Genomic DNA, 22,596 nt, shown 5'->3' on the forward strand with positions numbered 1-22,596 from the left:
TGCGTGTCACCGGCCAGCGGCAGGGACAGCTTCAGCGACTGGTTGTCAGGAATGGGCGCGGATCCTGATCGCGGCGATGGTGTTGCGGGATGGCTGGGGGCTGTTCATCGGGGCTGAGAGGATCGAGCCGTGCTGTGTCCTCCAGGGCCTGGCGCAACAGCCGGGCTGAATGGAGAGGCATGTCACGGGGAACGCTGATGTGATCCCGCAGGTCGCGAAGCCGCACGGCACAGCCCGGAGGCGGGACGCAGGCCGAGCCCTGAATCAGGCGCGTCAGGGCGGCGCGCAGGGCCTGATCAAAACCGCTGTTGGCTGGATGGCGCTCCAGCAGCACGGACCGATGGCGCAGAACCCTGGCCAGAGCGACGGCGGCGGCATCGTCTGGAGCGGCTGCGGAGGTCTCGGGATCGGGCAGCTGGACCGGCCAGGGCCCCTGATCGATGCGTCGGGCGATGGCCTGCTGTTCAGTAGTGCCACTGGGATAACAGCCTCCCATCTGGGGGGGCAGATCGTGGGCGTGGGTGTGACTGTCGCTCTGGGTGCCGAGGTAGGTGGCGCGTTGCTCGAGGGCCTGGAACCAGCGATCGATGGCGGGATGCTCCTGACGCAAGGCGTAGGCCTTGTAGTAGAGCAGGCTCGCCGCCATTCGCTCGAGATAGGGCACGAACACGAGGTCGGCGGTGCTGAAGCCATCCAGAAAGAAGGGACCCTGAGTTTGCTGCAGGGCTGTTTCCATGTCCTTGGCAGCACGGCGATACCCATCACGTCGGCGGCTTTCTTGCTCGATCGAACGGCTCGGTTCACAGAGCCATTGACACCAGGATCGAAAGATCAGGCGTTCCAGCCGCCGCAAGGGCAGCACAGCTGGATCGTTCATGCCTGGGCCCAATGGTCCAAAATTGGCTTCCAGAGCTTCGAGGATGTGGTCGCTCTCGGTGACCAGCTGTCCATCGATCTCCAGCGCGGGCAACATCCCTGAGGGAACCCGTTGGCGGTACCACGACTCCTTCTCGCCGTAGCAGAACATCGTGACCTTGCGGATGCGATAGGGAACCTGCCGCTCCTCCAACCACAGCCACACCTTCTGACAGTACGGGCACCAGGCGTGGTGGTCGCGGTACAGAGTGACCCGAACGGACGTCTCAGGCTGCCCGAACAGCCTCAAGGTCGACTGGGAATTGGTTGGACCTTCGACTCGATCCGCCTCGATCGGAGCGAGCCTCTGCAGGGCACCCCAGTCGAGCGGCAGGTCGACTGGCCATGGGGTAGACGAAGAATCTCTGCTCATGAGACGCATCATCGAGCATGGCGCCTGTCGGCGTGACTGGCGCAAAAAAAACCACTCCCTTAGCCCCGAGTGACTTAAGGAGTGGACCGTACAAAAAATTCAGGGGCTCAGCGGTGTCTCCAAGATAAGGATCTCACATGAGGGTGACATCTCCAGACTCACCAGTACGGATACGAATTGCATTTTCAACGTTGGTGATGATGATCTTACCGTCGCCGATCTCACCGGTCTGGGCGCTCTTGAGCAGAGCTTCAACCACTTTGTCGCAGCTCGCATCGGTCACCACCAGGGTGAGCAGTGTCTTGGAGAGAAGTCGTGCTTCCACCTTGACGCCGCGGTAGACCTCGGTGTAACCCATCTGCTTGCCGAAGCCCTGCACGGTGGTCACGGTTATCCCATTGATGCCCACCTCCACCAGTGCGTCCTTGACGGAGTCGAGCTTTTCGGGACGGATGATGGCCTGAATCTGTTTCAAGGCTTTGGCAAGTGGCTGGAGTTCTATTTTGTCAGGGTTCGGCGCCGGATGTGTAGCCAATGTTGCCAGACGCAATGGCAGATGCTACGAATCGCTAACCGGAGGTCCGCCCGAGCAGGACTGGCTCGGAGCTTGCGGCTTGAGGAATGACAGGCCCATCGGGGCATGGATTGGCAATTTGGTAGCGACCGACACTTGGCAAAGGTGCCTTAGCGAGCACTTTTGGACCTCAGGGAAGAGCTTCGTGCTTTCCACTCCCGTGCAGCCTCTGCTTTTTTTCGAGTCATCACGCTCCATGACAGTTGCTCCGCACGCCCCCAGACGCCACGCCTCGAGGCGTCTGCAGGAGGCGAGTCTGAATGAGGCCCCGGCCCTGCTTTTGCGCAGGCTCCGTGGTCTCACATCCCAGCGCGGCCTGATCTGGCTGGCCTGCGTGCCCCTGGCCCTCTTCGGTCTGGGGGTGTTCAACCTTTCTGCCCACGCCGCTGAGCTACCTGAGCTCACGTTGGCATTCCTCTCAAACAATTTATTCATCTTCATCTGCGCGATTCTGGTGATCTTCATGAACGCCGGTTTCGCCATGGTGGAGGCGGGAATGTGCCGGCAAAAGAATGCCGTCAACATCCTGCTCAAAAACCTGATTGTTTTTGCTCTGGCTGCGAGTGCTTACTGGTTGATCGGATTTTCGCTGATGTACGGCGATCCGGTTGTTTCCGGTTGGCTGTTCATCAAGAGCACCTTCTTTTTCTTTGATCCGACGGTCACTCCGGACATGGTCAAAGATGGTGCGCTTGTGCCAAGCGTTGACTTCCTCTTCCAGGTTGCCTTCGCGGGAACATCAGCAACCATCGTTTCTGGCCTTGTAGCTGAGCGCATCAAGTTTAAGGAGTTCGTTTGGTTCTCCTTGATTCTTGTTGCCTTCATCTATCCAATTGCTGGTTCCTGGAAGTGGAACGCCGAAGGCTGGTTGAACAAACTGGGCTTCATTGACTTCGCCGGCTCCACCCTGGTTCACTCAGTTGGTGCCTGGGCTGGCTTGGTTGGGGCGATCATTCTTGGTCCCCGTATCGGCAAGTTCGTGGGTGGTAAGCCCATGGCTCTGCCTGGCCACAACATGGCGATTGCCACCTTGGGCTGCCTGATTCTCTGGATCGGCTGGTATGGCTTCAATCCTGGTTCCGTTCTCTCGATGAACGAGACAGTTCCCTATGTGGCGGTCACCACCACTTTGGGTGCGGCTGGCGGAGCCATCTCAGGCACCCTGTTGTCTGCGATCCGTGGCGGCAAGCCCGACCTCACGATGACCGTCAATGGCATCCTGGCTGGCCTCGTTGGTATCACAGCCGGGTGCGACTCGTATTCCATGGTGGGGGCCTGGGTGGTTGGCTTCATCGCCGGTGGTCTGGTGGTCTTATCCGTTGCTGTTGTGGATGGCCTCAAAATTGACGATCCCGTGGGTGCCTGGTCCGTTCACGGCACCTGCGGCATCTGGGGAACCCTTGCAGTTGGTCTGTTCCATCAGGGAAACGGCCTGCTCTATGGCCATGGTTTCAACCAGCTGGGTCTTCAGATCCTGGGGGTTGTTGCCTATGCCATCTTCGCGATTGTCACCTCCTTGATTGCTTGGTCAGTGCTTGGAGGAATGACCGGAGGCATCCGTGTTCACGAGTCTGAGGAGATCGAAGGTCTCGACATCAGCGAGCATGGTATGGAAGCCTATCCCGACTTTGCTCCTTCTGCAAAGTGAGTATCTTTAAAGTGAGTGTCTGCCAAGTGATTGATCTGGATTAACACTTGCTTTCATCAACTTCGTCGCCGATTCTGGTTCTTCTGGAGCCTGAATTGGCGACTTTTGATTGTTGTGTCTGCATCTGTGGCTCAGATGGTTTCCTCTGCTCAATCTTTGCTGTCTCCTTGATCGCCTTCAGGCAGATGTTCTGGTCTCTGGCAGAAGCTTGCTCGGCGAGTCCGCGATCAGATCTGTCTTGGTTGCCAGGGGCTCAACGCTCAGGCATCGTCGTCTTCAAGCAGGAGCTGCTGGAAGGCGGCATACAGGTCGGGATGCTGCTGGATCAGTCCAGCCCCTTGGCGACCGGCTTGCGCAGTGGGTTGAACGCGCCGCTGGGAATCGCCTTTGCTTCGTCGATTGGCGTTCCTGGCGTCAGTGTCCTTGCTTCCGCTCGAGGCAGCCTGCAGGGAATCTGGCTGATTGGTATCGAGAACGCCTGATTGTTGACCCTCCATTTGGCGCAAGCGATCCATGAGATGGGGGGGCACCGTCCCGTCTGGACTGACCCGCATCAGCTCGCGAAACAGTTCGGCAGGATCTTCTTCAGTTTCGATCCGATGTCGCCGTTCGCTGGCCTTGGGGCCAGAGGCTGGCTTGGGCTGAGGCACAGGCAGGGGTTGGGGCAAGGCTCGTCCCAGTTCCTTCAGCCGTTCCAGGCTGTGGGCATCGAAGCTCATGGTGTTCAGCAGCCCAGGGTGTCGCGGGTCTGGCGCCCGGTCACCGGGTTGGTGCCGGCGGCTGAAGCACAGAGTGCCTTGCGTGCATCGGCGCGCAGGGGAACATTGGTGAAGTCGGCACCGTCGATCTCCACACTCTGGAAGCGGGTGTTGAAGGCAAAGGCATCTTCCAGCACCGCATCGCGAAGATCGGTTCCATTGAAGACCGCCGAATCCAGGGTGGCCTCGCGCAGATCAGCGCCGCGCAGGCTGGCGTCCTGCAGTTTGGCTCCGAACAGGCTGGCGCCGCGGAGATCGGCGCCAGTGAAATCGGCATCGCGCAGGTTGGTGAGGTTGAAGGTCACGCCGCGCAGGTCCGCCTCCCGGAAGTCCGCACCGATCAGCACCTGCTTGGCATAGTCCATCGCCGCCGGCGCTGGCGTTGCCCAGCTCAGGACACCCAGCAGCAACACCATGGCGCTGAGGCAGCCGGCCAGCACACCTCTCCAGAGATCCCTGCTTCGCCCCGGGGTCTGGCAGAACGCAGGGACCAGCGGGGTCGGAGACGCTCCTTGAGAGGCCCTGGCCATGGCGAATCGTCGGGTTGTCCAACCCTAGGAACAGTGCGGGACGGATCCTGCCGCTCTGACAGCTCTGGGGAACTCTCCCCTGGTGACCTTCCTGGCCTGGATCGATGGGACCGCCCCGCCCCTGCAGACCTTCCACCCAGGAACGGGGCCAGGGGGCGGAAGCCTGGGCGGCGCTGCTGCTGCAGCGGCATGGCTGGACCGTCCTTGCCCGCAACTGGTCCTGCCGTTGGGGAGAACTGGATCTGGTGCTGGCAAAACCGCGGCGCCTGCTGCTGGTTGAGGTGAAAGCCCGTCGTCGTTCCGGCCGCGATGGAGCCGGCGTGGCGGCCTTCGGCGTGATCAAGCGGAGGCGGCTGGCTCGGGCCTGGGCCTGCTGGCAGGCTGCCCACCCCCATCTGGGCGATCGACCGGTGGAGGTGGTGCTGGCCCTGGTGCCGCTGCCGGTGGGGCTGGCTGCAGTGCGCTGGCTGCGGATCGAGGGTGGTCTGGGTTGAGGCTGATCTGGTTTGAGGTTGAACTGGTTTGAGCTTCAACTTGTCTGGGTGATGCCTGGTTGCTACGGCGCCGGGGTGGGGGTCGGGTCGGTGGTGTATTGCACCGAGCAGCGGTAGCGGGTGTTGTCAAAGCCCACGCCGAATTCCTGGCAGCGCTGGCCGGTCAGCGTGGCTCCGCTCGGCATCTGCTGCATGGCCCGCTGCAGGGCATTGGCTTTGTTCCAGACCGATTCAGCTGTTGCACTGCCGGCCTGAGCCGGCGACGGCGAGAGCAGCACCGCCCCGATCAGAGCAACGCCGAAACAGATCAGAGTCGAAGGGTGGCGGAGCATGACAGAACCCTCGTGGCGACAAGCGACGCTACGTTCTGCATAGCCAGGCTCGGCACGCGCCGCCGCAATCTGGATGCCTGTTCCCGGTCTGCCATGACATTCGCTGCCCACCGGGCGCGCAAACGCTTTGGCCAACATTGGCTGATCGATCAAGCTGTGCTGGATCGCATCGTGGCCGCCGCTCAGCTGGGCGCTGCGGATCGGGTCCTGGAGGTGGGCCCTGGACGCGGCGCCCTGACCGAGAGGCTTCTGGCTTCGCCGGCGGCCTCGGTGCAGGCGGTGGAGCTGGATCGGGACCTGGTTCAGGGATTGCGACAGCGCTTTACGCAGGATCCTCGTTTTCACCTGATCGAGGGAGATGCCCTCGTGGTCGACCTGCCAGCGGCCGACAAGGTGGTGGCCAACATCCCTTACAACATCACGGGGCCCCTGCTGGACAGGCTGCTGGGCCGCCTCGATCGGCCCGTGGACCCGCCCTATGCGGGTCTGGTGTTGCTGGTGCAGCAGGAGGTGGGCGAGCGGATACGGGCCCATCCCGGCAGCAGTGCCTACTCGGCGCTGAGTGTGCGGATGCAGTTGCTGGCCCATTGCCACTCGGTCTGCAGCGTGCCGCCGCGGTGCTTTCAGCCGCCGCCGAAGGTGATGTCCGAAGTGATTGCCCTGGAGCCGCTGGCGGCTTCCGAGCGCCTTGAGCCACGCCTGGCCCGGGCTGTGGAGTTGCTGCTGCGCCGCTGCTTTGCCGCCAGGCGCAAGATGCTGCGCAACAGCCTCTCCGGCCTTGTGGGTGGCCAGGAGTTGTTTGCCGTGGCGGCAGAGGCCGGGATCGACCTCCAGGATCGCCCCCAGATGCTCGCTCCCGCCCAATGGGTGGCTCTGGCCACGGCTCTTGAGCCTCGCGGCGTGCAGGCCGAGCCCTGCGGATCCGCCTCCCCCTCCAGCGAGTCCTGACCCAGCTCCTGCAGACTCAGGCTCAGTCCACGCGGCCGATGGCGCCGCCCGCCTGTTGCCATGGCAGAGCTCAGTGTGCGGGCCCCCGCCAAGATCAACCTCCACCTGGAGGTGCTGGGCTGTCGGCCGGATGGCTTTCACGAGCTGGCGATGGTGATGCAGACCCTTGATCTGCACGACAGGCTGCATCTCCAGACGCGCTCAGACGCCACACTGACGCTCTGTAGTGATCGCTCGGATCTGCCGAACGATGGCAACAACCTGATCATCAAGGCGGCCGATCGTTTGCGACAGCACGTCGGCCGGTCTGATCTTGGCGCCAGCATGCGACTGGAGAAGCGCATCCCGATTGGAGCGGGTCTGGCGGGAGGCTCCAGTGACGCGGCAGCGGCCCTTGTGGGCCTGGATGCCCTCTGGGATCTGGGTCTGGGTCGCTCCGAGCTCCTGCATTTGGCTGCGGAGCTCGGCTCCGACGTGCCCTACTGCCTGGCCGGCGGCACCCAGCTCTGCTTCGGGCGTGGAGAGCTGCTGGAGCCGGTGTCCTTACCCGAGCCGCTGCCCCTTGGCGTGCTGCTGATCAAGCACCCTGAGGTGAGCGTCTCGACACCCTGGGCCTACGGACTGTGCCGCCAGCTCAGGCAGGCCAGCTACCTCGAGGGCGAAACTGCCTTCGAACAACGCCGCCAGGCCCTGCGCCAGGGGCCCCTGCTGGCGGCTCTGCAGGGCCAGGCCCCCTGGCCGCCCCTGCAGAACGACCTCCAGACCGTGGTGGAGCCAGAGGTGGCCTGCGTCCGTGAGGGGCTGGAGCTGTTGCGGCAGGCCCCTGGGGCCCTGGCGGTGGCGATGAGTGGGTCCGGTCCCAGCCTGTTCGCCCTGTTCAGCACGTTGACCGAAGCGGAGCGGGCTCTGGAACACGGGGGAGGGGCGCTGCGAGCAGGCGGCTTTGAGGCCTGGTGCTGCCGCTGCAGCGGCTCCGGTGTCAGCCTGGACCCAGTCGCCGCCGCCGACCGATGAGCGAACCCGAGGCCACGCCCTCCACAACCGACCAGCCCCGCAAGGGCCCGCTCAGCTTCCTCTCGGGTGCCCTCACCAGTGCCCTGCTCGGCTGGCTCAGCCTGGGGGTGAGCCAGCGGGTCGTGGGGTACTACATCGACCATCCGCCCAGCTACGGCTCGGCGATGGCCCAGAGCATCGCCACCGCCGTGAAAACCCTGGTGGTGGGCATGTGCTTTCTGGCGACCTTCAGCTTTGGCTTCATCGGTCTGGGGCTGTTTCTGGTGTTCCTGCGCAGCCTGCGCCCAGCCGGAAGCGAGCAGACTCCTTAAGCTCGGGGACCTCGCACGGTCTTCCCTGATGGTGGACCTGATCCGATGACTCCCCACGACCTGGGCCTGCTGGTCACGCTGCTGCTGCCGGGCCTGCTGCTCTCGGTGCTGCTGCTGAGCACTTTTGCTGCGGGCGGCTGAGATAAGTTGGCGCGAATCTGGACCCCGCTCGGCAGTGGCTGAAACTCTTCTGTTCAACGCCCTGCGCGACGCCATCGACGAGGAGATGGCCCGAGACCCCTACGTCTGCGTCATGGGTGAGGACGTGGGCCAGTACGGCGGCTCCTACAAGGTCACCAAGGATCTCTACGAGAAGTACGGCGAACTGCGGGTGCTGGATACGCCCATCGCCGAAAACAGCTTCACAGGCATGGCCGTGGGAGCTGCCATGACGGGCCTGCGGCCGATCGTGGAAGGCATGAACATGGGCTTCCTGTTGCTGGCTTTCAACCAGATCTCCAACAACATGGGGATGCTGCGATACACCAGCGGCGGCAATTACACCATCCCCACCGTCGTGCGCGGCCCTGGTGGGGTGGGGCGGCAGCTGGGTGCCGAACACAGCCAGCGGCTTGAGGCCTATTTCCATGCGGTGCCGGGCATCAAGATCGTGGCTGTGAGCACCCCCACCAATGCCAAGGGCCTGATGAAGGCGGCCATCCGCGACAACAATCCGGTGCTCTTTTTTGAGCACGTGCTGCTCTACAACCTCTCCGAGGACATTCCCTCCGGCGACTACGTCTGCGCCCTCGACCAGGCCGAGCTGGTGCAGGAAGGCAGCGACGTGACGATCCTCACCTATTCGCGCATGCGTCACCACTGCCTCAAGGCCGTGGAGCAACTGGAGGCCGAGGGGGTCAGCGTCGAGCTGATCGACCTGATCAGCCTCAAGCCCTTCGACATGGAAACCATCACCCGCTCGATCCGCAAGACCCATAAGGTGCTGGTGGTGGAGGAGTGCATGAAGACCGGCGGCATCGGCGCCGAACTGATCGCCCTGATCACCGAGCACTGCTTCGACGATCTCGATGCCCGGCCGGTGCGGCTGTCCTCCCAGGACATCCCCACGCCTTACAACGGTGCCCTTGAAAACCTCACGATCATTCAGCCCCACCAGATCGTGGACGCTGCAAGGCAGCTCAAGGCGGGCCTGATCTGAGATGGCACGTCAACAGGGGTGGTTCGCCTTGATCCTGGCCCTGGCGATCGCCGCCGGAGCCCTCCTTGCCAGTTATCCCTTGCAGCTCGGTCTCGACCTGCGCGGCGGCAGCCAGCTGACCTTGCAGGTGCTGCCGGCCGGTGCCATCAAGACCGTGGAAAAAGAACAGCTGGAGGCCGTCAAGGAGGTGCTGGAACGCCGCATCAACGGTCTGGGTGTGGCCGAATCCACCCTCCAGTCGGTGGGCAACGACCAGATGGTTCTGCAGCTGCCCGGTGAGCAGGATCCCAGCCGTGCCGCCAAGGTGCTCGGCACCACGGCCCTGCTTGAGTTCCGCACCCAGAAGGCTGGCAGCGAGCAGTCCATGAGCGGCCTGCTGGCCCTCAAGCGCCAGTCCGAAGCTGTGCTGCGCAGCAAGGAGCGCCGCACCGCCACCGTCAACGAGCCACCCGCTGCTCCTGGAGCACCAGCCCCTCCGCCACCACCTGATTTCAAGCCGGAAGACCTGGCCGAGGCGATGCGCAGCATGGGCATCACCGTTCCAGCCGGCAGCAGCGAAATCGATCAGCTCAAGTTGCTGCTGGATGCAGCCAACCGCCGCATTGTTGACCTGTTTGAACCCACGGGCCTGACGGGCAAGGATCTGGTCACGGCCGGACGCCAGCAACAGCAGAGCGGTACCGGCTGGGAGGTGACCCTCGGGTTCAATCGCGAAGGTGGCGAGAAGTTCGCAACCCTGACCCAGTCGATCGCCGGCACCGGACGCCTGCTTGGCATCGTGCTGGATGGCCGCTCGATCAGTGAGGCCACGGTGGGACCCGAGTTCAAGGCTGCCGGTATCGCCGGTGGCTCCGCCAGCATCACCGGCAACTTCAGCGCCGAGGAAGCTCGGGATCTGGAAGTGCAGCTGCGCGGCGGCTCCCTGCCCCTGCCCGTGAAGGTGGTGGAGGTCAGAACCGTTGGTCCATCCCTTGGGGCCGAAAACGTCCGCACCAGCCTGGTGGCGGCGCTCTCCGGCCTGGCTCTGGTGGCGGTCTTCATGGTCTGGGTGTACCGCCTGCCGGGCCTGGTCGCGGTGATGGCCCTGAGCCTCTACGCCCTGTTCAACCTGGCGATCTATGCCCTGATTCCTGTAACCCTCACCCTGCCAGGCATCGCTGGGTTCATCCTCTCCGTCGGCATGGCGGTGGATGCCAATGTTCTGATCTTCGAGCGGGTCAAGGAGGAACTGCGCCAGGGCAACACCTTGATCCGCTCGATTGATTGCGGTTTCTCCCTTGCCCTCTCCTCGATCCTCGATGGTCACGTCACCGGACTGATCAGCTGCGTCGCCCTGTTCGCGCTCGGCACTGGTCTGGTCAAGGGCTTTGCCGTCACCCTGGCGATCGGTCTGCTGCTGAGCCTGTTCACCGCGCTGACCTGCACCCGCACCCTGCTGCGGTTGCTGATGAGCTATCCATCCCTGCGCCGTTCCACCTACTTCCTGCCTGCCACCCAGCTCCCCGGCACCGCCGCATGACCGCAAGCCTTCCGTCCCTTCCTCCCCTTCGCTTTCTCCGCATCAGCCGGCATCGACGCGTCGCCTGGATCGGGTCTGGATTGGCCTGCCTGTTGAGCGTGGTCGGCCTGGCGATCTGCTGGGTCACGCCCTCGATCGGTGCGCCACTGAAACCGGGCCTCGATTTCACCGGCGGCACCCAGATCCAGATCGAGCGGCAGTGCAACCCAGGCCCCTGTTCTGCGATCAATGGACAGGAGATCCAGCAGCGGTTGTCCAGGATCAGCCTCCCCACCGAAGCAGGGGAGCAGGCACCGAACATCTCCAGCGTGGCGGTGCAGGTGCTGGATCAGGGCAAGTCTGTGGTGTTGCGACTGCCGGCTCTTGCTCCAGCCCAGAGCGCTGCGGTGATTGTGGAGATGGCTGCCGATGTGGGTCCCCTCGATCAGACCGGCACGTCGGTGAACACGATCGGGCCGACGCTCGGAGCCCAGCTGTTGCAGGGCAGCCTGCTTTCGCTGCTGGTGAGCTTTGCGGCGATCGCGGCCTACATCACCCTCCGTTACGACCGGGTTTTTGCCTTTCTTGCCCTTCTGGCCCTGGGCCACGATGTGTTGATCACCTGTGGGGTGTTCGCCTGGTTGGGTCTGCTTCAGGGCATTGAGGTCGACTCGCTTTTTGCCGTGTCTCTGATCACCGTGGCCGGCTATTCGGTGACAGACACCGTGGTGGTGTTCGATCGGATTCGCGAGCAGAAATCCTTGCTGGGCCAGTTTCCCATCACCGATCAGGTGGACGTGGCTGTCGATGCCACCCTCACCCGCTCGCTCTACACCTCACTGACCACCTTGTTGCCCTTGGTGGCCCTGATCTTCTTCGGTGGCAGCAGCCTGTTCTGGTTCGCTGTGGCGCTCACCATCGGCATCTCGGTGGGGAGTTGGTCAAGCATCGGCATCGCTCCGACGCTTCTGCCTCTCCTGTCCCGTTGATGGACACCCCGGTGCGGCGAAGCAAGGCAGGTCTGCTGGTGCCGATCGCCCTGTTGCTCTTTGCCCTGGCTGATCTACGGGTGGAACTGCAGCTGTTGCTGGATCATCTGACCGTCACGGCACTGGGTTTCGCGATCGGTGCCCATCCCCTGGCGGTGTTGGTGCTGCTGCTTCAACCGTCGCTTTGGCGGCATTACCGACGCTGAGTGCTGGCCAGCATGGCCTCCAGCATCCAGATGGGTTAAGTCAGACCCTCCAGAACGCTTCAGCAAGGAAAATCCAGAAAGCTTCAGCTAAAGCACGTTCAGTCAACTCGCTTCATCACTGGGCGGCCGGTTTCCATCCCAGCGATCCATGATTTCGGCCACCACCACCTCCTGGCCGATCACCTGCAACACGACCACCAACGGCAGGGCAATTAGCACGCCCGGCAGGCCCAACAGGGCTCCAAGGCAAAGCTGGGCCATCAGGGCCACGGTGGGGAGCAGGTTCACCGTGCGGCTGAGCAGCACCGGCGTGAGCAGAAAGGCCTCGCCGTTCTGCAGCACCAGCCGCAGCACCAGCACCTGCAGCACCTTGGCGGGCGAGACCAGCAGGGCCATCGCCAGGGGCAGCAGGGTGGCGGCCGTGGGCCCAATCGTGGGGACGAAGGTGAGCAGGGCGCAGACCAGCGCACTGAGCAGGGCCAGCGGCACTCCCAGCAAGGCGAGTCCGGCCCAGGTGAGCAGACCCACCACCACGGCCGACAGGGTCATCCCGGCCAGCCAGCCCCCCAGGGCCTCTCGGCAGTCGCCCAGCAACTGGCGCATGCGCAGCCTGTAGAAGCGTGGTGTGGCGGCCACCACCAGGCCTTGATGGCTGCGGGGATCCAGGGCCAGCAGGATGGAGAGCAGGACCATCAACACCAGCTGGATCGTGCTGTTGGCGGCGCCACCAGCCACCCCGATCAGCTGGCCGCCGAGGGGCTGCAGCTTCTCCCAGGTGCTGCCCTCCAGCAGTTGTTGTTCAAGCCGGGTGAAGCCGGGAACGTTGGCGGCGAGGGCGGCCAGCTTCTGGGTCAGGGCCGGCAGCAGCTGGGTGAGGTCGTTCACCTGGGTGAACAGCTCCGGCAGGAGCAGGCCACCCAACTGGGTGCCAGCCACCAGCAGCACCACCAGCACCAGAGCGAGGGCCGTTGGCCGGTTCAGGGGCAGCAACCGACGCAGCAGCGTGATCGGGACGTCGAGCGCCACTGCCAGGACGATGGCGCCGAATAAAATCAGCAAAACCCATCGCAGCTCCCAGGCCAGCAGGCCCAGCACGATCAGGGAGAGAGCACCGAGCAGTGTGCGCGAACTCATGACGCAGTGGCTCGTTGCAACTTCCAGGGATCGAGGACGTCACGAATCACGATTTCCCGCACCATCACCTGCAGGCACACGGCCAGTGGCAGGGCCAGCAGCAGGCCTAGGGGGCCGAACAACACCGTGAACAGCAACTGGGCGATCAGGGTGAGGCCCGGCAGCAACTGGAGCTGGTGGTGCATCACCGAGGGAGTGATCACATAGCTCTCCAGGTTCTGAATCCCCACATACAGGCCCAGCACCGCCAGGGCCTTCCAGGGGCTCTCCAGCAGCGCTACGGACATGGGAAACAGGGTGCTGAGGGTGGGACCCACGTTGGGGATCACGTTCAACAGGCCAGCCAAAAGGGCATTGGCGGCCACCAGCTTCACCCCGAGCAGGGAGAGGCCGATGGCCGCCAGCACTCCCACGCAGGTGGAGCTGATCAGGACCCCCACCATCCAGGCACTGAGGGCATTGCCGCACTGAATCAGAACGGCGCGGAATCGCCTCCGATAAAACGACGGCACCAGCAGCAGCAGGGCCTCCCGGTAGGCCTCAGGCTGGCTGGCGATCATCAGCGCCACCGCCACCACAAACAGGGTCTGGATCAGGCCGGTGCCGACGTTGCCGGCCAGTCCGAGAATGCGGAGGGCACCGCCGCTGACCTGGCCGGCCAGATTGCCGGCTGGATTGGCCCCCTGCAACCCCTGCTGCAACCAGTCAAGGGCACCATCGCTGCGGCCATAGAGCATCCTGCTGGCGCTGTCCATGGCCTGCCGCAGCAGTTCCAGCAGGGCGCGCCCTGCCTGGGGGATCTTTTGCAACAGCTCAGAAAACTGCCCCACGAAGGCGGGGATCACGGCGGTACCGACCACCAGCACCACGACCAGCAGCAGTCCGAGGCTGAGCAGAAGTGCCAGGGGCCGCGGGCAGCGCAGCCGACGGCGCAGCTGGCCCACCAGGGTGCAGAGCGCCATCGCCAGCACGATCGCAGCGAACACCAGAACCAAGGCCTCCCGCAGGCTCCAGAGGAGCAGCAGGGAGGCAACCAGGGCGGCAAGCCCGAGCCACTGACCGAACGTCACGATCCCATCCTCTTGTGGTGGAGCCTGGGCTCAGTTGGGATCAGGAGTCTTCGTCCTCGACCTCCTTCTCCTCCTGGCCCGAGAAGCCCAGACCATGGCTGTCGGCATAGCGTTCAGCAAAGCGCATGAACCGCTCGAAGTCTGCGGTGTTCTTCCAGGTGTAGGTGGCCTCCAGGGCACTGGCCTTGCCGTTCACGAAGCGGGCCTTGACCTCGCGGGTCACCATCTCGCCTTCTTCGTCCTGCATGAACATGCCGGTGATATCGCCCATCGCTTCGGGAGCCAGGGCCTGGGGCTCCTCGAACACGAACAGGGCCTGACCGGTGCGGCCATCGCGGGAGCGGGTCAGACGGATATCGGGCACCACCGGCTCATCCACACCACGGAAGAACTGAATGGCGGCACCCATGACGGCTCGGGCAAAAACTGATCCTAGGCAGGCACTGGCTCGGCGCCCAGCAGGTGGCGTTCCAGCCGAATGGCGGCGGCCGTGTCACTCAGGCCGCTGAGATCGAGGCGTCCGAGGCTGGGCGCAGGGTGACGATCCAGCTCGTGGTCGTAGCAGCGGTCGTAGTAGTCGAGCATGGCCTTGCAGGCGCTGGCCCAGTTCTGCGCTGCGATTGCCTTCAGGGCAGTGTCCGTGCGCTGCGGACCCAGCCGGCGAGCGATCCGTTCGGTGGCCTGGCGCAGGCCGTCAGGATCCTGGCGGCCGTAAACCGCCACCAACCGCTCGATCCGCTCCGGCTCGGAGCGCTGGATCTCCAGCACCGGCGCCTGCACCATCTGCTGCCAGAACGCCCGCGGAATCCGGCAGCGTCCCACCTGGGCGCTTTCGGCCTCCACCCAGATGGCGTTGGCGTTGCGTTGGTGCAGCAGCGCCAGCGCCAGTCGATTCTCAAAATGTTCGCTGCTCGGCTGTTCCGGTTGTCCCAGGCCGCCGAAGCTGCTGCCGCGGTGATGGGCCAGGCCCTCCAGATCGATCACCGCCAGGCCCCGGGCGGCCATCGCCTCCAGCAGATCGGTCTTGCCGCAGCCGGTGCGTCCCCCCAGCAGCTGCAGCGGCCAGGGCTGCTCGAAGCTCTGCAGCACCCAGCGACGGAATGCTTTGTAGCCCCCCTCCAGCAGGACCACCGGCAGATCCAGGGTGGAGGCCAGCCAGGCGACACTTGCCGAGCGCATGCCCCCTCGCCAGCAGTGCAGCCGCAGATCGGACACCTGCCCTGCTCCGCTGCAATCGGCGCTGGCCAGTTCGCTCAGCCTGTCTCCCAGGTCCACCAGCCTCGGACCGACCAGCTCCAGCCCGCGCCGAACCGCACTGGGGCGGCCCTCCTGTTTGTACAGAGTGCCGATCTCGGCGCGCTCTTCATCGCTGAACAGGGGCAACGAGCAGGCACCGGGGATGTGGCCCTGGCGAAATTCGCCGGGGCTGCGCACATCCACCACCGGACCAGACGCCGCCAGAAAAGCACTGACTGGCAGTGCAGCAGGGCCTACGGGATTACTGGCGATCCCAGGCAGAACCGTGGGATCCAGGGCAACGGATCGGTTGTCGCGGAGGCTCATGGCGGTGGGGCGCTGCGCGTCCTCAGACCCGACTGACATAGTGGGCCCACACTGGCGCCCCCTCTGGCTGGTTCCCCACCATGCTCTCCGGTTCCCCGGTTTCCGTCGCCGCCAGTGCGGCGCCTGATCAGCTGCTGGAGCGCTTCCTCTCCGCCTCCCCGCGTCAACGGCGCAGCCTGCTGGGCCAGCTGGAGGGCCGCGCTTCCGAGCTGGCTCCGCTGATCGGTGACCGCCTCGATGGCTGGGATGCCACCGGTGACGACTGGGCCCTGGGTTTTCTGCTGCAACTCCTGCTCAAGGCAGGCGATCAGCCGCTGCGCGAACAGGTGCTGGCCCGCTACCCGGACGGCTGGCTGGCGGTGACCAGCGGTGCAGGGCTGGACTACGCCCCGCTGCAGCACCATCTGATGCTGCAGCACTTCGAGGTCGCCGATCGGCTCACCAGTGAGTTGTTGCGCCAGCTCGCCGGCAGCGGCGCCGTGCAACGGGGCTACGTGTATTACAGCGAGGTGCCAGCCATCGCGGCCGTTGACCTGGAAAGCCTCGATCGGCTCTGGCAGGTCTATTCACGTGGTCGCTTCGGTTTTTCCGTGCAGGGTCGCCTGCTGGCCGCCTGTGGCGGGCGCTGGGAGTTGCTCTGGCCTCGCCTGGGCTGGAAGCACGAGGGCCTCTGGACGCGCTATCCCGGCTCCTTCACCTGGTCGATCGAGGCCCCCGAGGGGCACATGCCCCTGGTCAACCAGTTGCGAGGGGTGCGGCTGATGGATGCACTGTTGCAGCATCCCGCCCTGCGACAGCGCATCGAGAAGGCCGCGGGGTAGGGTCAATTCCGGCAGCTGCGGATCCAGATCTGTTGGCGTTGCGTTGGTCCGATTTCATCACTCCCTCCACGTTGCAGCTGGCTCCGCTGGTGGAGTTGCTGCTGGAGCCGGTGCGCTGCGAGCGCACCCTTGCTGAGTTGCACCTGGGTCTCCAGGAGGCCCTGGTGAACGCTGTGCGCCATGGCAACGGCTGTGATCCGCGCAAATGCCTGCGGATTCGCCGCATCCAGACGCCGCGCTGGCTGGTCTGGCAGGTGCAGGATGAAGGACCTGGTGTGCCAGCAGGCCATCGCGGCCATGCCTTGCCCGACCACGAGGACACCCCCTGCGGCCGGGGCCTGTTCCTGATTCACCATTGTTTTGATGATGTGCGCTGGAGCGGTCGCGGCAACCGCCTCCAACTGGCCGTTCGGCGCTCCCGCTTCAGCGCCCCTGGCCGCCTCAATGCCCGTGGCTTGGACAGCCCGGATCACTGATCTCCTGGCGCAGCCAGGCCAGGCCATGCTCCAACAACGCGATCGCCCGCTCCCGCGCTGCGGTTGAGCTGGTCGAGGCCGGGCTGTCCTCTCCGAGCAGCTGCACCAGGGCCGCCGCAATCTGCTCGGCGCCACGGCGCGGCCGTTGGGCCTTGAGGGCGTGCCAGTCGCGATCCCCGATGCTGAGACTGCGATGCAGAGCCACGGCTTGCTCCAGGGCCTGCGGGGGCCAGTCCCGTTTCACATTCAAAGCAGCTGACTGGGTCACTGGACAACACACAACGGCGGCGCCCATCCTGGCGGGATGCCTCACCCCACGCGCCGCACCCGCCCGATCGGTGCCCTGCATCAGCTGGCTGCCGTGCTCACCATGGCCAGCGCAGCACCTCGGCAGCTCGGACAGGCCGCCTGGCAACGTCGCCAGCGGCAACGGCTCGCCATTGCCCAGCGTTTACTCGATCCCCTGCCCCAGGGGCTGCGGCAACCCCAGCCCGGACGCCACTTCTGGGTGGGCCTGCGAGGCGCCGGTGCCGGCCTGATCCTGGCCTGGTGGCTCCAACGCTGAGCTGCTCCCGCCGGAAGGCGGTTCGGCTCAGAGCGGTTTGCGGGCGGTCCAGACGCGGGTCATGAAATGGGATTCGGCAGCGATGGCTTCGAATCCGGCCTCCGTCAGCCGCGCATCGATGTCGTCCTCGATGTAGTGCCGGAAGTAAGGCTCGTGGAAGACGCGCCGGAAATTTTCCATCGGCACGGCGAACTCCGGGGAATCGTTCAGTTGCACCGAATCAGCCAGCACCAGCACGCCGCCGGGCTCCAGCACCCGCTGGATCTCGTTGAGCACAGCCTGCCGCGCCGACCCCGGCAGTTCATGCAGCAGGAACACGCAGGTGGCTCCCTGCAGGCTGGCCTCGGCGAATGGCAGAGCTTCGGCATTGCCCTGGATCAGCTGGGGCAGCTCGCCAGGCAGCTCCGCCAGCCAGCGATTGGCCTGCCGCAGGTAGGCGGTGGAGAGATCGAGCCCGATCAATTGGGCCTCGGGCAGGGCACCACGCAGCTGGCGCAGGGTTCGGCCGGTGCCGGTGGCCACATCGAGCACCCGCAGACATCCTGGCGGCCGATCCCCGAAGCTCTTCAGGGCCTGAACCAGGGGCCGCAGCACCCGGCGCCGCATCGGATCAGCGGTGCCGTTGAACAACAGTTCCACCTGCAGGTCATAGAGGGCGGCGGAGTGGTCGCTGAGGTAGCCGTCGGTCTGGTGATGGAAATTCTGGAGGTAGTACTCGGGGTAGGCAGCGGGATCCACGTTCTGAGGCAGGTCGCGCACCTTGCGCTCGCGCCGACGGTTCCAGGTGGCAGGGATATCCAGCCACACCAACGGGTAACGACTGGCCCAGTCGAACCAGGGGGCATCGAACAGCAGGGAGGCCGGATAGAGGCCCTGTTCCGCTTCCTGCCAGTCCCGATCCAGCAGACGATTCATCGACGCCTGCAGCATGGCCAGCAGGGCGGGCGGCACCGGCACGGTGCGGGCGCTGACCTCAGGGCTGAGCAGGTCCATGAGGCGGCTGCTCACTTCCTTGTGGGCCAGCCCGACCAGACTCTTGCCCTGCTGCAGGGTGTGGTACGCCAGCTTGGTGAGCTGATCGGACATGGAGGGGCCGGAGCGAAGACAGATTGGTTTATTTCAGCGGATTGGAAGGCTCTTCCGTGAGCCAGGCTCCTGACCAGCTTCGCGATCTGATTCGTCCCATAGACCTGCCCCTGCTAGAGACATGACCCGTCTTGAGATCGGACCCACCTGGCGCGCTCACCCGCTCTGGGATGCGATCCGCCCTGCGATGCGATCAAGTCTCAGAACTCAGGCGTCGTAGTAGAGGCTGTATTCGTAGGGGTGGGGCCGCTGACGGAGTTGCTGCACCTCCGCGTCCTTGAGCGCGATCCAGTTGGCGATCAAATCCTCGCTGAACACTCCGCCAGCCAGCAGGTAGTCCTTGTCAGCATTTAGGGCCTCGAGAGTGCGGCTCAGGGAGGCTGGAACCGTTGCAATCCTGGCCAGTTGATCGGCCGGCAGTCCGATCAGATCCCCATCGATGCCCTCACCGGGATCGATCTGGTTCCTGATGCCGTCCAGTCCGGCCATCAGCATCGCCGAGAGGGCGAGGTAGGGATTGGCCAGGCCATCGCCGGATCGGAACTCCAGCCGTTTGGCCCTGGGGCTGGGGCCTGTGATCGGAATGCGCACCGCCGCTGAGCGGTTGGCCTGGGAATAGATCAGGTTCACCGGCGCTGCGATGCCCGACACCAGCCGCCTGTAACTATTCGTGCCGGGATTGGTGAAGGCCAGAAAGCTGGGGGCATGGCGCAGCAAACCACCGATGTACCAACGCGCGGTCTGGGAGAGGTTGGCGTAGGTGCCCTCCCCGAAGAACAGGGGCTGGCCAGCCTTCCAGAGACTCTGGTGGACAGGCAGTCCCGAGCCGTTGGCGCCATGAACCGGCTGCGGCATGAAGGTGGCCGACCGTCCATATTTTCTGGCCAGATTGCGCACCACATAGCGGGTGGTCATCAGGTTGTCTGCCGCCCTGATCAGTTCCGTATCCGTCATGGCCAACCTCTGCTGGCCCGATGCCGTCACCGCCTGGTGATGCCTTTCAATCGGAACCCCGAGCGAGCCCAGCAACAGCACCAACTCGCTGCGCATGTCCTGATCGGTGTCGTGCGCAGCCACAGGGTCGTTCCACGGGGCTCGCCAGGGGCCCTGCTTGCCATGCATCCCGTCGCCGTTGTTCCAGGCAGCCTCGCTGGACTTGTTGCTGTAGCAGCTCGCCTCGCTGGAGCTGTCGCGCCCATCGTCAAAGAGGAAGAATTCCGGTTGGGGCCCGAAATAAGCCGTGTCGGCAAGACCGGTCGAGCCCAGATAGGCGAAGGCCCTCTGGGCCAGGGAGCGGGGACAGCAGCCAGTGGGCTTGCCGCTGCGGCGCTCCTGGATCGAACAGATCAGGCTGAGGGTCCTGTGGCTGTGAAAAGGATCAATCCAGGCGGTGCCGGGATCGGGCACCAGCGCAATCTCTGAGTCCTGGAGAGGATTCCAGCCACGCAACGAGGAACTGTCGAAGGCGAGCCCGTCAGCAAAGGCCCGGGCATTGACCTGGTCAGCGCAGACGGTGAGGTGCTGCCATCTGCCGTGCAGATCAGCGACTTTGAGGTCGATCAGCTCGATTCCCTCGTCCTTGATCAGGCTCAGGACGTCCCGGGTGGTTTGGGCCATGACGGAGTGGTGGTGGGATCCCGCACAGACCACGGGTTGACTGGACGGTAGGGATCGCCCCGAAGCTCACGCGCCAGCCCGGTCCCATGGTCCCGCTTTGCGTAACCGTTTCTGTCAAGTTGCCGAGAACACCGCTGGCAGCAGGAATGTGGCTGGTTGGTGAGTGCTAGTTTCCGCTGCAGGTGCGTCGATCTACAACACCCATGCGCGATGCCATCACTGGTTTGATCGGCCGTTACGACCAGCTTGGTCGTTATTTCGATCGCGATGCCATCGACCGCATCAACGGCTTCTACTCCCAGTCCGCCCTTCGTCTGGCGGCCGTGGAGCTGATCAACCGAGACGCTGCCGAGATCGTGCGCGAAGCGTCGCAACGGCTCTGGAAAGAGGATCCTGAACTGATCCTGCCCGGCGGCAATGCCTACACCACTCGGCGTCTGGCTGCCTGTCTGCGGGACATGGACTATTTCCTCCGCTATGCCAGCTACGCCCTGATCGCTGACGACGCCACGATCCTCAACGAACGGGTGCTCAATGGTCTGGATGACACCTACAAGAGCCTGGGGGTTCCCACCGGTCCCACCGTCCGGGGGATCGCCCTGCTGGGCGTGGTGGTGTGTGAGCAGTTGTCCGAGGCCGGCGTTGCCGACGCAGCCCTGCTGGACTCTGTGGTGAAGGCTCCCTTTGATCACCTCTGCCGCGGTCTGGCCTCCACCAACGTGCGTGCCCGCTGATCAGCGGCGTCTCCCTGTTTAGGCTCACCCGTCTCACCCCAACCGCCCTCGGTCTTGGTCTCCACTCCTGCCCGCCAGCTCGTCGGCGAACATCCCGTCAGCGAGGCTCACCGCTGCACGCTCGGCCCGATCGCCACTCCGGATCGTCTTCTGCTCGGACCCGGGCCCTCCAACGCGCACCCCACGGTGCTTCAGGCCCTGGCCCGGATGCCGATCGGCCATCTCGATCCGCTCTATGTGGAGCTGATGGGTGAGGTGCAGGAGCTGCTGCGCTACGCCTGGCAGACCGACAATCGCCTCACGATTCCCATGAGTGGCACCGGCAGTGCCGCCATGGAAGCCACCCTGGCCAACACGGTGGAACCGGGCGACAAGGTGCTGGTGGCCGTGAAGGGCTACTTCGGCCTCCGACTGGCGGATATGGCCGGCCGCTACCGGGCGGAGGTGGCCACGATCGAACGCCCCTGGGGGGAGGCGTTCACCCTGGAGGAGATCGAGGCGGCGCTGCAACACCATCGGCCCGCCATCCTGGCCATGGTGCATGCCGAAACCTCGACCGGGGTCTGCCAGCCCATGGAGGGCATCGGTGAGCTTTGCCGTCAATACGACTGCCTTCTGCTGCTCGACACCGTGACTTCCCTTGGGGCGATCCCCGTCTTCCTGGACGACTGGAAGGTGGACCTGGCCTACAGCTGCAGCCAGAAGGGCCTCAGTTGCCCTCCAGGCCTCGGTCCCTTCACCATGGGTCCCCGGGCTGAGGCCAAACTGGCGGCCCGGCGGGACAAGGTGCCGAACTGGTATCTCGACGTGAGCCTGCTGAACCAATACTGGGGCAGCAACCGGGTGTATCACCACACCGCCCCGGTGAACATGAACTTCGGCATGCGCGAGGCCCTGCGTCTGCTGGCGGAAGAGGGTCTGGAGAATGCCTGGGCCCGGCACCGGGCCAATGCGGAGCGCCTCTGGAACGGTCTGGAGCGTCTGGGTCTGGAGCCCCATGTGCCTGAGGCGCTGCGACTGCCCACCCTCACCACCGTGCGCATCCCGGAGGGCGTGGATGGCAAGGCCTTCAGCCTCCACCTGCTCAACACCCATGGCATTGAGGTCGGTGGTGGGCTCGGTGTGCTGGCCGGCAAGGTCTGGCGCATCGGTCTGATGGGCTTCAACAGCCGCGCCGAGAACGTCGATCGGCTGCTGGATCTGTTCGAGGCCGAGCTGCCTGCCTTCCGCTCCGCCGCTGCCTGAACCAGGCCGTGAGCTGAGCTCCAGCCTGCTCACCGCGCACCCCGCCCACCACGGTCATCGCGTGGTGGGCGCTGGGATCGCTGGCCAGATCCAGGCACCCCCCCAAGGCGCCCCGCTTGGGATCCGAGGCGCCATAGACCACCCGCCCGACCCGCGCCTGCACCAGGGCGCCGGCACACATCGGGCAGGGCTCGAGGGTCACCACCAGGGTACAAGCGTTGAAACGCCAGTCGCCAAGCAGCAACGCAGCCTGGCGCAGGGCCACCAACTCGGCGTGGCCCAGCGGGTCCTGATCGCGATGGCGGCGGTTGCTGCCCCAGCCGATGCAGCGTCCCTGGGCATCTAGCATTACAGCAGCAACAGGAATCTCACCGGTCTGCCCGACAGCTGCTGCATGGCGCAGCAAGCGTTCCATCCAGCTCTCCAGCCTGGTGTGCTCGTTAGTGGCTCGTGACGCCAGATCGGCAGGGCCGTGGTTCGGATCGGGCGGGAGATCAGAGTCACCTGAACCCAGCGGATCAGGGCGGAGCTGTTGG

27 protein-coding genes are annotated in these 22,596 nt (G+C 64.6%); 15 read left to right on the forward strand and 12 right to left on the reverse strand.

Going from position 1 to position 22,596, the window contains the following annotated elements:
- Window positions 1-31: 31 nt before the first annotated feature.
- On the reverse strand, window positions 32-1,288 hold the full coding sequence (locus KQ310_RS14000; protein ID WP_259722337.1) for a glutathione S-transferase family protein: 1,257 nt from the start codon (window positions 1,286-1,288) through the stop codon (window positions 32-34).
- 133 nt (window positions 1,289-1,421) lie between these two features.
- Complete coding sequence (locus tag KQ310_RS14005) at window positions 1,422-1,763, reverse strand: P-II family nitrogen regulator (RefSeq protein ID WP_259722338.1); 342 nt, start codon at window positions 1,761-1,763, stop codon at window positions 1,422-1,424.
- A 295-nt stretch (window positions 1,764-2,058) separates the two neighbouring features.
- On the opposite strand from KQ310_RS14005, the gene KQ310_RS14010 reads away from it, so the two are divergent.
- Window positions 2,059-3,510 carry an ammonium transporter gene (locus KQ310_RS14010; RefSeq protein WP_259722339.1) on the forward strand — a complete coding sequence of 484 codons (1,452 nt, stop codon included), beginning with the start codon at window positions 2,059-2,061 and terminating at the stop codon, window positions 3,508-3,510.
- Window positions 3,511-3,557: 47 nt separating this feature from the next.
- Window positions 3,558-3,992 carry a hypothetical protein gene (locus KQ310_RS15890; protein WP_311134748.1) on the forward strand — a complete coding sequence of 145 codons (435 nt, stop codon included), beginning with the start codon at window positions 3,558-3,560 and terminating at the stop codon, window positions 3,990-3,992.
- 242 nt (window positions 3,993-4,234) lie between these two features.
- On the opposite strand, the gene KQ310_RS14020 is transcribed toward KQ310_RS15890, so the two are convergent.
- The gene (locus KQ310_RS14020; protein ID WP_259722341.1) at window positions 4,235-4,684 is read right to left on the reverse strand and encodes a pentapeptide repeat-containing protein; all 450 of its coding nucleotides are present in this window, start codon (window positions 4,682-4,684) and stop codon (window positions 4,235-4,237) included.
- A gap of 218 nt (window positions 4,685-4,902) precedes the next feature.
- Here KQ310_RS14020 and KQ310_RS14025 point away from each other — a divergent pair, with 218 nt between their 5' ends.
- Complete coding sequence (locus KQ310_RS14025; RefSeq protein WP_259722342.1) at window positions 4,903-5,292, forward strand: YraN family protein; 390 nt, start codon at window positions 4,903-4,905, stop codon at window positions 5,290-5,292.
- Window positions 5,293-5,354: 62 nt separating this feature from the next.
- Here the strand turns inward: KQ310_RS14025 and KQ310_RS14030 are convergent, their stop codons facing one another.
- Window positions 5,355-5,624 carry a hypothetical protein gene (locus KQ310_RS14030; protein ID WP_259722343.1) on the reverse strand — a complete coding sequence of 90 codons (270 nt, stop codon included), beginning with the start codon at window positions 5,622-5,624 and terminating at the stop codon, window positions 5,355-5,357.
- A gap of 93 nt (window positions 5,625-5,717) precedes the next feature.
- Here KQ310_RS14030 and rsmA point away from each other — a divergent pair, with 93 nt between their 5' ends.
- The 7 genes from rsmA to KQ310_RS14065 all read left to right on the forward strand — a co-directional run bounded on the left by rsmA (window position 5,718) and on the right by KQ310_RS14065 (window position 11,749).
- The gene (rsmA, locus tag KQ310_RS14035; protein ID WP_259722344.1) at window positions 5,718-6,572 is read left to right on the forward strand and encodes a 16S rRNA (adenine(1518)-N(6)/adenine(1519)-N(6))-dimethyltransferase RsmA; all 855 of its coding nucleotides are present in this window, start codon (window positions 5,718-5,720) and stop codon (window positions 6,570-6,572) included.
- A gap of 60 nt (window positions 6,573-6,632) precedes the next feature.
- Entirely contained in the window at window positions 6,633-7,586 is a 954-nt protein-coding gene (gene ispE, locus KQ310_RS14040) for a 4-(cytidine 5'-diphospho)-2-C-methyl-D-erythritol kinase (RefSeq protein WP_259722345.1), read from the forward strand.
- A complete protein-coding gene (locus KQ310_RS14045; RefSeq protein WP_259722346.1) occupies window positions 7,583-7,897 on the forward strand; it encodes a DUF3082 domain-containing protein in 315 nt (104 codons plus the stop codon). Before ispE ends, KQ310_RS14045 begins: the two co-directional genes overlap by 4 nt.
- Window positions 7,898-8,072: 175 nt before the next feature.
- Window positions 8,073-9,056, forward strand: coding sequence for a pyruvate dehydrogenase complex E1 component subunit beta (locus tag KQ310_RS14050; protein WP_259722347.1), 984 nt, complete (start codon window positions 8,073-8,075; stop codon window positions 9,054-9,056).
- Between the two features lies 1 nt (window position 9,057).
- Window positions 9,058-10,575 (forward strand): protein translocase subunit SecD, encoded by a 1,518-nt coding sequence (gene secD, locus KQ310_RS14055; RefSeq protein WP_259722348.1) that lies wholly within the window; start codon window positions 9,058-9,060, stop codon window positions 10,573-10,575.
- A complete protein-coding gene (gene secF / locus KQ310_RS14060) occupies window positions 10,572-11,543 on the forward strand; it encodes a protein translocase subunit SecF (protein WP_259722349.1) in 972 nt (323 codons plus the stop codon). The genes secD and secF overlap by 4 nt, the downstream gene beginning before the upstream one ends.
- A complete protein-coding gene (locus tag KQ310_RS14065; protein ID WP_259722350.1) occupies window positions 11,543-11,749 on the forward strand; it encodes a hypothetical protein in 207 nt (68 codons plus the stop codon). The genes secF and KQ310_RS14065 overlap by 1 nt, the downstream gene beginning before the upstream one ends.
- 102 nt (window positions 11,750-11,851) lie before the next feature.
- On the opposite strand, the gene KQ310_RS14070 is transcribed toward KQ310_RS14065, so the two are convergent.
- The 4 genes from KQ310_RS14070 to mnmH are packed head-to-tail and all read right to left on the reverse strand — an operon-like array spanning window position 11,852 to window position 15,516.
- Entirely contained in the window at window positions 11,852-12,883 is a 1,032-nt protein-coding gene (locus KQ310_RS14070; RefSeq protein WP_259722351.1) for an AI-2E family transporter, read from the reverse strand.
- On the reverse strand, window positions 12,880-13,953 hold the full coding sequence (locus KQ310_RS14075) for an AI-2E family transporter (protein WP_259722352.1): 1,074 nt from the start codon (window positions 13,951-13,953) through the stop codon (window positions 12,880-12,882). The genes KQ310_RS14070 and KQ310_RS14075 overlap by 4 nt, the downstream gene beginning before the upstream one ends.
- A gap of 40 nt (window positions 13,954-13,993) precedes the next feature.
- A complete protein-coding gene (gene psb28, locus KQ310_RS14080) occupies window positions 13,994-14,362 on the reverse strand; it encodes a photosystem II reaction center protein Psb28 (RefSeq protein ID WP_259722353.1) in 369 nt (122 codons plus the stop codon).
- 23 nt (window positions 14,363-14,385) lie between these two features.
- Window positions 14,386-15,516, reverse strand: coding sequence for a tRNA 2-selenouridine(34) synthase MnmH (gene mnmH / locus KQ310_RS14085; protein WP_259722354.1), 1,131 nt, complete (start codon window positions 15,514-15,516; stop codon window positions 14,386-14,388).
- An 80-nt stretch (window positions 15,517-15,596) separates the two neighbouring features.
- On the opposite strand from mnmH, the gene KQ310_RS14090 reads away from it, so the two are divergent.
- Window positions 15,597-16,337 carry a GUN4 domain-containing protein gene (locus tag KQ310_RS14090; RefSeq protein ID WP_259722355.1) on the forward strand — a complete coding sequence of 247 codons (741 nt, stop codon included), beginning with the start codon at window positions 15,597-15,599 and terminating at the stop codon, window positions 16,335-16,337.
- 32 nt (window positions 16,338-16,369) lie between these two features.
- Window positions 16,370-16,813, forward strand: a complete 444-nt coding sequence (locus KQ310_RS14095) for an ATP-binding protein (protein WP_259722356.1) — start codon at window positions 16,370-16,372, stop codon at window positions 16,811-16,813.
- Here KQ310_RS14095 and KQ310_RS14100 read toward each other — a convergent pair.
- Entirely contained in the window at window positions 16,779-17,057 is a 279-nt protein-coding gene (locus tag KQ310_RS14100) for a DUF6439 family protein (protein ID WP_311134749.1), read from the reverse strand. The genes KQ310_RS14095 and KQ310_RS14100 overlap by 35 nt on opposite strands.
- A 60-nt stretch (window positions 17,058-17,117) precedes the next feature.
- Here KQ310_RS14100 and KQ310_RS14105 point away from each other — a divergent pair, with 60 nt between their 5' ends.
- Complete coding sequence (locus KQ310_RS14105; RefSeq protein WP_259722358.1) at window positions 17,118-17,378, forward strand: hypothetical protein; 261 nt, start codon at window positions 17,118-17,120, stop codon at window positions 17,376-17,378.
- A gap of 27 nt (window positions 17,379-17,405) precedes the next feature.
- Here KQ310_RS14105 and KQ310_RS14110 read toward each other — a convergent pair whose 3' ends face one another.
- Together KQ310_RS14110 and glnA are read right to left on the reverse strand one after the other, a co-directional pair.
- Entirely contained in the window at window positions 17,406-18,464 is a 1,059-nt protein-coding gene (locus KQ310_RS14110; RefSeq protein WP_259722359.1) for a class I SAM-dependent methyltransferase, read from the reverse strand.
- A 207-nt stretch (window positions 18,465-18,671) separates the two neighbouring features.
- Window positions 18,672-20,081, reverse strand: a complete 1,410-nt coding sequence (glnA, locus tag KQ310_RS14115) for a type I glutamate--ammonia ligase (protein WP_259722360.1) — start codon at window positions 20,079-20,081, stop codon at window positions 18,672-18,674.
- Between the two features lie 203 nt (window positions 20,082-20,284).
- Here glnA and KQ310_RS14120 point away from each other — a divergent pair, with 203 nt between their 5' ends.
- Both KQ310_RS14120 and KQ310_RS14125 read left to right on the forward strand, forming a co-directional pair.
- On the forward strand, window positions 20,285-20,815 hold the full coding sequence (locus KQ310_RS14120) for an allophycocyanin subunit beta (RefSeq protein ID WP_259722361.1): 531 nt from the start codon (window positions 20,285-20,287) through the stop codon (window positions 20,813-20,815).
- A 54-nt stretch (window positions 20,816-20,869) separates the two neighbouring features.
- The gene (locus KQ310_RS14125) at window positions 20,870-22,060 is read left to right on the forward strand and encodes an alanine--glyoxylate aminotransferase family protein (protein ID WP_259722362.1); all 1,191 of its coding nucleotides are present in this window, start codon (window positions 20,870-20,872) and stop codon (window positions 22,058-22,060) included.
- Here the strand turns inward: KQ310_RS14125 and KQ310_RS14130 are convergent.
- Entirely contained in the window at window positions 21,978-22,475 is a 498-nt protein-coding gene (locus KQ310_RS14130; RefSeq protein ID WP_259722363.1) for a nucleoside deaminase, read from the reverse strand. The genes KQ310_RS14125 and KQ310_RS14130 overlap by 83 nt on opposite strands.
- Window positions 22,476-22,596: the final 121 nt, after the last annotated feature.

This window comes from Synechococcus sp. CS-1328 (assembly GCF_025128095.1).
In the GTDB taxonomy this organism is placed as follows: Bacteria; Cyanobacteriota; Cyanobacteriia; order PCC-6307; family Cyanobiaceae; genus CBW1002.